This is a genomic window from Desulfocicer niacini, assembly GCF_054657595.1.
This window is the reverse complement of record NZ_BAAHYK010000082.1, coordinates 1-12,209: the sequence shown is the minus strand read 5'-3', so window position 1 is coordinate 12,209 and position 12,209 is coordinate 1. Positions and strand designations below refer to the sequence as shown.

Sequence of the window (12,209 nt, the reverse complement as noted above, 5' to 3'; positions counted from 1 at the left end):
ATTCTATTTATCGGAGTCAGGTCATCACTCGACTCCTCAACACCAAACCAAGGGTACTACACATTTTCAAACTCAAATGTGCACAATGAGATAGCCAATAACTCGATTTTCTCAATCCTTTACGCAAAGTATTTACTGGAGAAAGAGAAGTTCTATGAGTATGGAAAAATTTCATCAAAAGAGGCGATTGATAATGTGAAATTATTAACTGGAATTGAAAATAATACCCAAAATCTTGTAAGGTCTCAAAAGTCAGAGTTTCCAAAAAAGAAGAATGTGATTCTGGTGATTCTCGAGAGTTTTGGTCATGAGCATGTTGGGTATTTAGGTGGAACACCAACAACACCAAATTTGGATTCACTAACAAAAGAGTCACTGTACTTTACAAACCTTTACGCAACGGGAAGTAGAACATCATGGGGTGTATCATCAATTTTAACATCATTGTATCCACTGCCAACAAGAGAGTATGTTAAGGCAGCTAAGTCGCAAAAAGATTTTTATACCGTTGCGAAAACATTTAAAAGACAAGATTATAAAACGGAGTTTTTATACTCGGGTGATGTGGACTTTGATAATATGAGAGGGTTCTTTTTATCGAATGGCTATGACAATGTTATGGGAAAAGAGGATTTTGGGGCTCATCTGCAGAAATATACTTGGGGATATTGTGATGAAGATTTGTATAGTAAGGCAGTTGATTTACTTGAAGCAAGTGATGAACAACCTCTATTTTTAACGTTGCTTACAATGTCAAGTCATGAACCGTTTGATTATCCAAGAGGAAAGGTTGAACCATATAAAGAGGCCAAGCTTGATGGGTTTGCAAACTCCATTAAATATGCCGATTATGCAATAGGGAAATTTATTAAAGAGTTAAAAGATAAAGGATTTATGGAGAACACGGTTGTTGCTTTTATTGCCGATCATAACAACAACGCATATGGTAAGTTTGATGTTCCAATTGATAAATATAAAATCCCTGCTCTTATTGTTTCTAAAGAGTTTGAAGGTGGTAAAGAATATAATAAGATTGCATCACAAATTGATATTGCTCCAACTCTCCTTGATGTTGCAGGAATAAGCGATACGATTCCAACAATGGGTGAGTCTATTTTTAAAAACGAAAGGAACTCAGCTATTCTTTTAGCTCAAAAGAAGAACTTTGCGTATATGCTTCCCGATAAATTTATTATTTACAAAAAGAATAAGCATGTACAGACCTATAATTACCATAAAGAAAAAATAGAATCGGATACTACTGATGTATATAATGGATTGTCTTTTATCTATTCGAGTAGATATTTATACATAAATAAAGAAAATTACAATATCAAATAGCTGCACAATTATATACTGTAGTTGGTTGTGTTGCAAAAAAAATTTCGGGTTAAAGAAGGGCTTGGATTGGATCCTTTTTACTTTTACGTGGCAAGTTCAAACAGATTTTCGATGAATTTGATCTGATTTTTAACATCTCCTTTTTAACCTCTTCAACCTGTCCCTTTCGAATCATGTGCATGGTCTCATACCCCCTGAGCGCCCTCCAAACCGTGTGAAAGGATTGAAAACCGAGGCCGGGTTTAACTCGCCGCTTGATAAACCGATAATCCTGTTCAACGATATTGTTCAAGTACTTGATTTGTCTGACTTCACAAGCTTCCGGAAGGAATCCTTCCTCTCTGGGTTCCTTGATCGCTGCAGGATAAGCGGGGTTCTTATCAACCATACATTTCCCCTGGTATTTGAGTTTGAGGAAATACTTTTAATATGAATTCAGAATTCTTTGCCACAGAACCAAATTTTAGGCAATGTTGGGGTATAAAAAAATATCAGAAGCTTGAAAATGTCAAGATAACACATGTTTCCTCTCCGGGCCCTGCTGTCATGTCCAGGTGCCAGCCAAACCGATCGCAAAGCTGTTTGACAATATTAAGGCCGAATCCGTGACCTCTGGGATGTTTTTGCCATGCCTCAGGCGTTGCTGATAAAGTATCCCCGGCCCCGGAATTTGCCACCCGGACATAATTCTGGCCCACGGTCAGACAAATCCGCCCTTTGGCAGTATAATAAAATGCATTACGCAACAGGTTGTCCAAGACAATTCTGAACACAGCCGAGGGCGCATTGGCCCTGGGGGTGGCAATGGCCTGGAATTGAGTTTCAACCCACGGATTTTCAAATTGCTCCCGGTGTTCGTCAAAGGCTGTTCGGGCAAGGGCTTTAACATCACAGGACTGCCCTGATTTCAATATTGCATCTTCCCGGGCCAGCATTAAAAAGGTGTCAATGGTTACGGCCATTTTGGACATGGCTTTATCGATTCGCTTCACCGGCCTTTGAATTGCCTTATTCTGGTATTCAGGCATTTGGGAAATCAGCTCCACAGCCCCTTTTACAACAGTGATCGGATTTCTCAGTTCATGGCTGGCATCCCGTGTAAACGCCTTTTCCCGTTCAATGAAATCCCGGATGCGTTCCATGCTTTGCTCCAGGTTTTGGGCCAGAAACCCGATCTCATCCCGGGCAAAGGCAGAGGAGAGATTAACCGGCAGATGATCCGGGTCGCTTTCTGCAATAATATCAGTCAATTTCGTTACGGGTTCAATGACTTTTCCGGCAATAGCTGCTCCAAGACCTGCGCCAATGGCTGCCACAAGCAAGCATGTACCGAACAGGCCTACCCCAACAATGGATTCGTATTTTTCCTCCATCTTAAGGATTCCCACATCATAAATCAGATAAAGCAGACCTTTGCCGGGAATTTTTTTAATTCCCAGGTGCAGATCCCCGGGCCCTTTGACAGAACCGGGGCCGTCTGTTTCATAAAATCCTTCCGAAAGCCCTGCCACCATATTTTTATACGCTTTTGGCATGTTGTCAGGATCAAGATAAGCTTTGATATACCGGGAAGAGGGCAAGGGGGAGTCCGGATTTATCTTAATTTGTTCAAGATAATAGTTGATTTCGTTTTTCAGCCGGTTTTTAAAAACATTGTCTTCCACAAGTCCCATGGAACTATCTATGAAAAACCAGTATGTCATGGCCAGGAAAAGCCCGAATACCCCAAAGGCAATAACGATTCTGTTGCGAAGGCTATACCGGTATTTCATCAGGGGCCTCCAATTTGTATCCCACCCCGTGTACCGTATGGATCAGGGCATAGGAAAAGGGTTTGTCTACTTTTTTTCTCAGCATATACATATGGCTTCTCAATGCATCGCTGCCCGGGGGCATATCTCCCCACAAAGCATATTCCATATCATTTCGTGAAATCACATGGGGACAGGCTTTTATGAGCATTTCCAGAATGGAAAAGCAGGCCCGGTTCAGTTCAATGGGTCTTCCTGAGCGTTGAACTTTGCGGGTGGCCGTGTTTACTTCCAAATCCGCCACTTGAAAATCGAATTTTTTTGCATTGGCATGGCGTTTGATCAGGGCATAACATCTGACTTCCAGTTCCTGAAGAGCAAAGGGTTTTACCAGATAATCATCGGTTCCGGCTTCAAAACCCTGAATTTTGTCAGGCAATGTGTCCCGGGCCGTGAGCATGAGAATGGGAATTGCTGATGTATCCGCTGCCCTGAATTCCCTGCAAAGAGTCAATCCGTCCATTCCGGGAAGCATGATATCAAGGATCATCACATCATAGGTCTGGGTCAGGGCCAGGTGCAGGCCGGCAATGCCGTTCAGGGCAAAGTCAAGTACATGGCCCCGGGCTTCAAAATAGTCTGAAATATTCTCTGCAATCCCCTGGTCATCTTCCACCAGCAGGATACGCAATGGCTGGTCTGGTTTTGTGATTCGCATTCGGGTTTCTTCTCCTTCATACCGGATTTACCTGGTCAGATACATGAAAGAACCGGGCATGGCTCCATTGTGTCCCGCCGGCATTTATTGCAGGCTGGTTTCAGGTCAAAGGACCGGGCCGGTCCATGGCCGCTATGAGGATTATACCCTATTATATATATCTTTTGTATTAATATCCATTTGCCGGCCAAACGAGAGGTTCTCATTCCGACACTACATAGTAAACCGTTTGTAAGAGCTGCCTTCTCGAAAATTCCATGCAGACCCCAGATGATCTGCGCTCCGAACTATAGAACAGCAGTGTTGAAAAAAAAGTAAAAGAAAAGTGAAAAAAAAGTGAAATACATGTCCAAAGGAATTGCCATGCCCGGCCCCGGGGGGTGAAAGATCAATATTTCACGAATTTTTCATTTTTATTCAACATTTATTTCACCCGGGCCTTGGTAGTGTCCCACCAGAATGGTGAAAAATTGCAGCAGGTTTGAGCCTGCATGCCCACCTGACATCAATTGTTTAGAAGAAAGTCTCAATAAGTTGTTGAATTACTTTCTATCTTTATTCTGGGTCGAAACCTGGGAGTCGATAGCCCAGGTCGGCCCGTGGCCGTTATATCAATGGGAGAAAAATTATGAAATCGACAATAATTATGTTTTACCGCAGTCTTATCTTTTTTGTGCTGATGTCGGGCCCGGCCTTGTTTGTACCGGTGTCTGCCATGGCAGGGTCATCCGGGGTGAATACCACCGATGTTATCCAGTCTGCTTATCCTGGTGCCCGGATCACCGAACAGCGTGAAGACACATGGCAGGGGTTGCCTGTAACGGAAGTTGAACTGCAAACCGCTGATGGAAATGAACTGGAGGTCATTGTTTCAAACCAGGGCGAGATCCTTGATGTTGAGGAAAAATCCTCTTTGCCTCTCATTGGCGGGTCTCTTACCATCGGGTTGGGAGGGCAGTGGGAAAGCGCATTTTATAAAGGCGAAGACTCTGAATTCAATCCGGCCCCGTTTCTGCACTATGAAAACGGCAGATTTGAACTTCAGGCCTATGATGGGATTGAGGCCATGTACACTTTTTATCAGTTTAAAGGTGTCAATTTTACAGCCAAAGCCTCCTATGTAAATGAGGAGGGATATGATCCGGATGACAATAAGTACCTCACTGGTATGGATGAGCTTGATAATACCTATAGTGCGGGATTGCAGATAGAAAAGCAAATGGGCAAATGGGCCGCAGGGCTTGAAGTGATGCAGGATATTTCCGGCAAACACAAGGGCCAGCAGGCCAGCCTGGAAATTACAAGGCAGTTTGATATCGGCAAGTTCGAATTTCGTCCCGGTGTCAGCCTGACCTGGATGAGCAGTAAAGTGGTTGATTATTACTATGGCGTGTCAGCCCATGAGGTGCGTTCCGACAGATCTCTTTATTCCCCAAGTTCCAGCTTCGAGGCAGGGGTTGAACTCTTTTTCCAACGGGAGCTTTTCTATAATTTTTCTTTGATTGGGTCTGTTGAACTGACCTTGCCGGGAAGTGAAATCAAAGACAGTCCCCTGGTGGATAAGGACAAGGATTGCATTTTCGGCAGTGTCATCGGGGTTTCATACGAATTTTAAAAACAGCCATATCTTGAAAACAAAAGACTGCCGGGCTTCCATGGTATCAAGGTCTGTTCTGGGGCGAAAGATGAAAGAATTCAATGGAATATTATCGACTTTTTTAAATGACAGGCATCTGTCCCAGCCGGTTAATAGGTTTAATCCCATGTATTTTTCCCGTAATCCAATAATTTTGTGCCTGTTATTGCTGCTGTTGTGCTTTTCGTGCGGCTGCACAGTGGCCCGGGTGGAACAACGTGGAGACCTTTTTGATCACCTGCCCGAAAATATAGGTAATACCCGGGCAGAAGAAGCTGGTGTTTCGGTTACCTGGCAGCAAAGTTTTCCCTGCTCCGGGCTGCTGACGGACATTAAACGTCTGGAGGCTCAAAATTATACCTTTGCTGCCGCCCGCAGCAAGGTGGAACAGGCGGCCATGCAATACGGCCAGGTTGCAGCCTCTCTTGGGCCGTCGCCTCTCTCCGTGGGCGGCAAGTATGAGAATGAGCGCGAAACCGAGGATGACGGTCACGTAACACATACCAACACCTACACTCTTTCCGCTCAATTTGAGTGGGAGGCGGATGTCTGGGGGCGGCTGCGTGCCAAAAAAAAGGCCTCGTCCCTGCTGGTGGAGGAACAACAGGCCCTGGCCCGGCAAACCCTTCTGGGTCTACAGACAAGGCTGGTAAGTCACTGGATTCACCACCAGACCGCAGTCCTTCTTGAAAAACTTGTGGAAGCGCAACAAAAGAAAAATAATCAGCTCCTGGAACTTACCCGGTTCAAGGCAGGTTTGGGCCTTGGCACCCGGCTGGATGTCCTGCAACAGTCCCAGCGCCTGGCACAGCTCGAACAATCGGCTGCAACCATTCACATAAACCAGAAGACATCCGCCAACGCCTATGCGATTTTACTGGGCCTTTCCCCGTCAGGCAAAAATTTGCCGCCGGAGACACTCCCTTGTCTGACACCTCTTTCATCACTGCCGTGCCCAAAGCAACTGTTATCTTTAAGACCGGATCTTTCTGCTGCTTTTGCAGCTTTGGAGGCTGCAGATCAAGAAGTGGCCGCAGCCATTGCCGACAGGCTTCCCCGCATTGCCTTCGGGTTTTCCTTTGAAGTGAGCGGCAGCAGCCCTGCTTCCATTGGCAATGACTCCGCGCTCGGCCTGCTGGCCAATCTTTTGACCCCGGTGTTTGACGCCGGGCGCAAAGCCATGATGGTCAAACAGCGCAAGGCCAGGGCACAAACCGCTCTGGCTCTTTTGCAACAGACCATGCTTGACGCACTGCTTGAAATTGAAAACAGCGTAGCCAGGGAAAGGAATCTGTTTTCCAGGTTAACCCTTTTTGACCGGGAGCTGGCCATTGCCGGGCAGGCCTTTGATGAGGCCGTGTTCAGGTATGTCAATGGGGAAGAAACCTTTTTATCCGTGCTGTTGGCAGATATCAGCCGGGACCGGCTGGAGCAGGACAAAATGTACTGCCAAAAAGAACTTTTGCTCAATCGTGCCCAATTACTTCAGTCCCTGGGAGCCACGGTTAAAGCACGCCCTTTTGAGCAGACGGCGGCCCCGGATGTTTTGCGAAGTAAAGCATTAGGAAATTTTTAACATGATAAAAAAATGGATAAGTATTTTATTGGTCATTGGTCTGACCGTTGCCGTCTGCGGGTTTATTCTGGCCAACGATGAACAGGAAGCAGATACTGTGAAATCGTTTAAGGCTCCCGGTGTTTCCGTGGTCTGTCTTAAAAAAGAGGATTACCGGCTTAAAATTTCTGCAAGGGGGATTGTCAAAGCCGCAGAATATACAGATATCCGCAGTGAGATTCCAGGTAAAATTATAAACGTGGCTGCCGGGGTGTATCCGGGTGCCAAAGTCTGCAAAGGGGATTTACTCTTTGCCCTGGAGGACCGTCAATACCGGTTGCAGCTCCAGAAGGCCCGGGCTGCCTGTATGGCTGCACAGCAGGCACAACTTCTGGAAGAGGGCCGGCAGATGGTGGCCAGACGCCAGTGGCAGATGCTGGCATCCCAAAAAAAATATTCGGACAAGGAAAAACAACTGGCGCTTCGCGAACCCCAGCTCATCACCTGCCGGGCAGAGCTGGAGAAAGCCAAGGTCAGGCGGGATCTTGCCCAATATGACCTGGATCGCACTGAAATTACTGCGCCATGCAACGGGGTTATTCTTTCGGAATCCGTCTCAAAAGGCATGATGATCGGTCCGGACACCGTTGCACTGCGCCTGGCCTGCAATGACACCTTTCATATTATTGCAAAATTTTCTTCGCAAATGGTCCCGGACACCTCCCGGCCGGTCGCCCTGATAAACACTGGCAAAAAAACCTGCAGCGGCAGGGTGAAATCACTTCTGCCCGGATGCGATCCTGAAACCGGACAACGGGCTGCCCTGGTTGAATTTGAAACCGGTAACACAAATGTTTTGAACTGTTATGCCTCTGTGACGTTGCAGGGCGAAGCGTACAGCGATGTGTATGTCATTGACCGGGAAGCTGTTCGCTCAGGCAATACCGTGTGGGTGCTGGATGAAAAAGACACCCTTACCATTGTCCCCTTTACGCTTCTGGGGCGGGATCAAAGCCATGTTGTGGTAAAAGGGCTTGTCCCCGGCACCCGGCTTGTTTTATCCCATTTGTCCAATCCCCTGGCCGGTATGGCATTGCAGCCGCTGCCGTCCCAAAATTCAGAATCTAAGACGGAAAATTAGTGATGTTTTATGAAAAGCTGATACAAAACCGGGCTTTTGCCAATGTCCTGATGGTGGTTCTTTTAGCCGGGGGACTGGCCAGTGCCCTGTTAATCCGGCAACAGCTGATGCCGGACCGGATAGAGCCAATTCTTACCATTGAGGTGGAACTGCCCGGCACCTCCCCCGGTGAGGTGGAGCAATGTGTTTTAATGGTTATTGAAAATGCCGTGCGCGGCCTTAAAGGGGTCCGGCGGGTGACCGGCAAGGCCATGGAAGGCATGGGGCAAATTGATATTCTAATGGCATTTGGTGTGGACCAGCAGAAAATGCTGGGGGATGTCAAAAACCGGGTGGATCGGATTACCACCCTGCCACAGCAGGCACGTGCACCGGTAATCTCCTTGTCCGTGGAAAGTGAAAAAGCCCTTTCTGTGGTGGTGTATGGTGACCAGCCAAGGGTTTTTCTGCAGCAGGCCGCAGAAAATATCAGAAACGATCTTGTGTCCACAGCAGGCCTTGCCCGGGTGGAGATGACCTTTTCCAAAGACCATGAAATTTCAGTGGAACTGGATGAAAACACCCTGGAGCAGACCGGGCTGAGCCTTTCGGGAATTGCAGAAAAAATTGAGGAAAACACCACGGATTTATCCGGGGGCACCCTGTACACCTCCCGCTGGGATACGGGCTTGCGCACAAATGCGCAAAAACGCACGGCAGAACAGATTGGCACCATCCCGGTCATTGCCGGCAAAAACGGGCAAATGGTGTACCTGTCGGATATTGCCGATGTCCGGCAGACCCTTGCCACGGGCAATATTGAATGCTGGTTTAACGGGCGTCCGGCTGTGGTGCTGGATATTTTTGCCGTTGACGGCCAGTCCCCGGGGGATGTGGCACAGATCGTCAGGCAATTTATCCGGGAAACCGCATGCACCAAATACAGCGGGGTGGGGGTACAGATTTTTGAAAATCAGGCTGCCGCCTATCACAGCCGCATGATGCTGCTGGTTGAAAATGCACTCACAGGACTGGTCCTGGTACTTGGGGTGCTGTGGCTTTTTCTGACTCCGACGGTGGCCTTCTGGGTGACCGCAGGCATTCCGGTTGCCCTTTTGGGCGGGCTGATGCTGATGTATCTGATGGGGCTTACCATTAATATGCTCTCCTTGTTTGCCTTTATCATTACCATTGGTGTGGTGGTGGATGACGCCATTATCATGGGTGAAGCCATACACTTTAACCGGGATAAGGGGATGAACCCTTTTTCAGCAGCTCTTAAAGGGTGCACTACCATGGGCGGGCCGCTGCTCATGGCCGTATCCACAACCATTCTTGCGTTTTTGCCCATGTGTTTTGTGCCAGGTGAGATGGGCAATCTGTTTTTACAGATTCCGGGCGTTATTATTCCCGTGCTCCTGGTTTCCCTTATAGAGTCTTTGGTGATTTTGCCGGCCCATTTAAGTGGGCATGGGCGGTCCATGCCGGGGTTGGCCCTTCTGGCTGCTCCCCAGGAAAAAATCAACCGGCTTTTGTCACGCTTTGTCAACGGCAGGTTTCACCGGACGCTTGACGCATGCATTAAAGCCCCTTTGCTTGTTTTTGTCACCGCATTGTGCCTTCTGGCAATCACCTTTGCCGCTGTGTCCGGGGGATGGCTGAATTTCAGCATGACCCCCACCATTGATGCAGACACGGTCATTGCCCAGGCGACCCTTCCCTATGGCTCTGCTGAAAGTGAATCCGTGGCGATCCAGGCACGGCTTGTCCGGGCAGCCAAACAGGTGTTTAAACAATCCAAAATGAGATCTGAAGGGCTGCTCTCCTTGATCGGCACACGTCTGGAAGAAGGAGAGGTGGAGGTGGAAACCCTTGCCGGCACCCATTATATCTCCGTATTGGCAGCACTTCCCAAAGCAGAGGAGCGAACCCTGTCAAGCCGGGAATTTGCCGTGAAATGGCAAAAGGCTTTTGGTGACTCCGGCAGGCTTGAAGCCATAAATTTCACCGGGGAAACCAATATCTCCGGCGGTGAACCTATCCAGATTGAACTGATGCACCCGGACCGGGAAACGGCCAGGAAAGCAGCCCTGGCCTTAGGAACACGAATGCGCACCCTTGCAGGGTTAAGCAGCATTGATGATGGCGTTCGCACAGGAAAGCCTGAGTTGCGGTTTTCTGTCAATGAGCAGGGGCTGCTTAAAGGCCTTACCACCCAAAGTTTAGGCGAGCAGATCCGTAACCGGTTCCACGGCATTGAAGCGGCACAGTTTATCCACAACGGCCAGGAGGTGGCCGTCCGCGTCCGGTTAAACAAAACCTTAAGAAGCCGCCTTGAAACCCTTGACCGGTTGCGGATCAAACTTGATGACGGCGGGTTTGTCCCATTAAGCCAGGTGGCATCGGTATCCCAGGACCGGTCTCCCACACAGTTGATGCGGCGGGACGGGGTGCGGATATATCCTGTGTCCGCAGATATTGCCTTTGGGTATTCGGATGATGACATTGAAGATGCACTCGAAGACGATATTATTCCGGACCTTGTCCGGCAGTTTCCGGGCCTTCAGGTTCGTTTCGGCGGGGAAGAGGAGGAAAACAGCGAGGCGCTCACCGCCCTTGGTTCAGGCTTTGCCGTTGTCCTTTCAATCATGTATCTGCTCATGGTCTATGTCTACCATTGTCCCATAAAACCTTTGCTGGTGCTTTGCGTGATTCCCTTTGCCGTTATCGGCGCGGTCTGGGGACATATCCTGCTTGGGTATGACCTCTCCATTATCTCTGTGGTGGGGATCATTGCAATGACCGGCGTGGTGGTCAATGATGCCATTGTATTGCTGTCCGGGGTGTATACGGTCCAGGGCTTAGGGATTCATGGGAAAAAGGCGGTTTTACAGGCTGCCTGCGACCGGTTCCGGCCCATACTTTTAACCACCCTGACCACCTGTTTAGGACTTTTGCCTTTGATACTTGAGTCCTCGGAACAGGCCCAGTTCCTCATTCCTGCGGCTGTTTCCATGGCCTTTGGCCTGATGATCAGCACCTTTATTACCTTGCTGCTTTTCCCGGTATTGCTCTGTTTTTTTGTTGGCAAGCCCGAACATGGTCAAATTAATCCCTGAACAAGTGTCAAATTGTTGATTACAACATTGTTTCTACGCCAATAGACACCTCCTTCCCACCCCCCTAACAGGATATTAGATACCTTTTCGATAACACATATCCAAGCATCTGGGAATATAAAGCTGATTTTCTTAACATCTGTTTTCAGGAGTATATTGGCAGCCACCGCCTAAGATTGTCTTTTATATATTGATTCGTAATACCAACTGCTGAAAACAAATGCCATGTTGCTTCATCAAATTTAGCAGTGTACCACTGCACATTCATATGTCCCATGTGGTCTATTTGATTTGGGTAAACTACGCCTCTATATGTTTCAATCATAGTTTGACCTCTTTATTTTGGGGCACATCTCGCGGTAGGAATGCCGGTTACCCGGCATCCCCCGCACAGACCCGGACGTGCGGTTTTCCCGCTCGGTTTGTAGAGGATCGGCCGGAGGCCGGCTTTCCTCCCGCCAGAATTTACCTTCAAGCATTTCTGATGTGTAATGTACCAATTTGTCTTTGATTCTCCGTCAATACAAATAGTTTTCTGGAACCTCTGGGGCTTCCCGAGTTCTAAAGCGTATCTCTACTTGCCTGCCACGGCCTGATGACTCCGCTGGACCTCCACATCCTCGCCAAAATGGATGCTTCTGTGTTGCCTTCGGCGTACGTTAAAACCCTCGGCATCCGCAACTGTAATTTCGAAGTTGTACCAGCACTTCAGGGTGCACGATCACCCCTACGGCCTACAAGATTCTCTGCCTACGCTTAATCCATTCCATTCGATACATTTGATTGCTTCGGTGGGGTGAGTCCATCCGTGATTTCTCCACTCCGTGGGTCACGGCTCGTTTCCTACCGGTTCGCAACACCGATGTCCGGACACCTACTTGAATCTAAGTGTATCTTTTCCATAGACCCAAGGCTCGATACGGGTGGGTGGCTAACCCTTACGAGTAAACATTGCTGCTTACCCTCCCT

Annotated in this window: 9 protein-coding genes; 5 read left to right on the top strand and 4 right to left on the bottom strand. The window is 48.1% G+C overall.

What is annotated here, in order from left to right; translation table 11 throughout:
- On the top strand, positions 1-1,341 hold a 1,341-nt coding region (locus tag ACYQ2M_RS23840), incomplete at its 5' end, for an LTA synthase family protein (RefSeq protein WP_459918901.1).
- 49 nt (positions 1,342-1,390) lie between these two features.
- Here ACYQ2M_RS23840 and ACYQ2M_RS23835 read toward each other — a convergent pair.
- The 3 genes from ACYQ2M_RS23835 to ACYQ2M_RS23825 all read right to left on the bottom strand — a co-directional run bounded on the left by ACYQ2M_RS23835 (position 1,391) and on the right by ACYQ2M_RS23825 (position 3,810).
- On the bottom strand, positions 1,391-1,729 hold the full coding sequence (locus ACYQ2M_RS23835; RefSeq protein ID WP_459918900.1) for a DDE-type integrase/transposase/recombinase: 339 nt from the start codon (positions 1,727-1,729) through the stop codon (positions 1,391-1,393).
- 103 nt (positions 1,730-1,832) lie between these two features.
- Positions 1,833-3,113: a sensor histidine kinase gene (locus ACYQ2M_RS23830; RefSeq protein ID WP_459918899.1), complete on the bottom strand. Its 1,281-nt coding sequence runs from the start codon at positions 3,111-3,113 to the stop codon at positions 1,833-1,835.
- Positions 3,097-3,810: a response regulator transcription factor gene (locus ACYQ2M_RS23825; protein ID WP_459918898.1), complete on the bottom strand. Its 714-nt coding sequence runs from the start codon at positions 3,808-3,810 to the stop codon at positions 3,097-3,099. Before ACYQ2M_RS23825 ends, ACYQ2M_RS23830 begins: the two co-directional genes overlap by 17 nt.
- Positions 3,811-4,438: 628 nt before the next feature.
- Between ACYQ2M_RS23825 and ACYQ2M_RS23820 the strand changes: the two genes are divergently transcribed.
- The 4 genes from ACYQ2M_RS23820 to ACYQ2M_RS23805 all read left to right on the top strand — a co-directional run bounded on the left by ACYQ2M_RS23820 (position 4,439) and on the right by ACYQ2M_RS23805 (position 11,240).
- Entirely contained in the window at positions 4,439-5,425 is a 987-nt protein-coding gene (locus ACYQ2M_RS23820; protein WP_459918897.1) for a MipA/OmpV family protein, read from the top strand.
- Between the two features lie 70 nt (positions 5,426-5,495).
- On the top strand, positions 5,496-7,022 hold the full coding sequence (locus tag ACYQ2M_RS23815) for a TolC family protein (protein ID WP_459918896.1): 1,527 nt from the start codon (positions 5,496-5,498) through the stop codon (positions 7,020-7,022).
- A gap of 1 nt (position 7,023) precedes the next feature.
- Positions 7,024-8,142: an efflux RND transporter periplasmic adaptor subunit gene (locus ACYQ2M_RS23810; RefSeq protein WP_459918895.1), complete on the top strand. Its 1,119-nt coding sequence runs from the start codon at positions 7,024-7,026 to the stop codon at positions 8,140-8,142.
- A gap of 2 nt (positions 8,143-8,144) precedes the next feature.
- Positions 8,145-11,240 (top strand): efflux RND transporter permease subunit, encoded by a 3,096-nt coding sequence (locus ACYQ2M_RS23805; protein ID WP_459918894.1) that lies wholly within the window; start codon positions 8,145-8,147, stop codon positions 11,238-11,240.
- A gap of 145 nt (positions 11,241-11,385) precedes the next feature.
- Here the strand turns inward: ACYQ2M_RS23805 and ACYQ2M_RS23800 are convergent, their stop codons facing one another.
- Positions 11,386-11,565 (bottom strand): thioesterase family protein, encoded by a 180-nt coding sequence (locus tag ACYQ2M_RS23800; protein WP_459918893.1) that lies wholly within the window; start codon positions 11,563-11,565, stop codon positions 11,386-11,388.
- Positions 11,566-12,209: the final 644 nt, after the last annotated feature.

Excerpts from the sequence above, each read along its gene's own strand:
- ACYQ2M_RS23815 (WP_459918896.1), top strand. The coding sequence starts at position 5,496 with ATGAAAGAATTCAATGGAATATTATCGACTTTTTTAAATGACAGGCAT.
- ACYQ2M_RS23820 (WP_459918897.1), top strand. The coding sequence starts at position 4,439 with ATGAAATCGACAATAATTATGTTTTACCGCAGTCTTATCTTTTTTGTG.
- ACYQ2M_RS23800 (WP_459918893.1), bottom strand. The coding sequence starts at position 11,565 with ATGATTGAAACATATAGAGGCGTAGTTTACCCAAATCAAATAGACCAC.
- ACYQ2M_RS23835 (WP_459918900.1), bottom strand. The coding sequence starts at position 1,729 with ATGGTTGATAAGAACCCCGCTTATCCTGCAGCGATCAAGGAACCCAGA.
- ACYQ2M_RS23810 (WP_459918895.1), top strand. The coding sequence starts at position 7,024 with ATGATAAAAAAATGGATAAGTATTTTATTGGTCATTGGTCTGACCGTT.
- ACYQ2M_RS23830 (WP_459918899.1), bottom strand. The coding sequence starts at position 3,113 with ATGAAATACCGGTATAGCCTTCGCAACAGAATCGTTATTGCCTTTGGG.
- ACYQ2M_RS23805 (WP_459918894.1), top strand. The coding sequence starts at position 8,145 with ATGTTTTATGAAAAGCTGATACAAAACCGGGCTTTTGCCAATGTCCTG.
- ACYQ2M_RS23825 (WP_459918898.1), bottom strand. The coding sequence starts at position 3,810 with ATGCGAATCACAAAACCAGACCAGCCATTGCGTATCCTGCTGGTGGAA.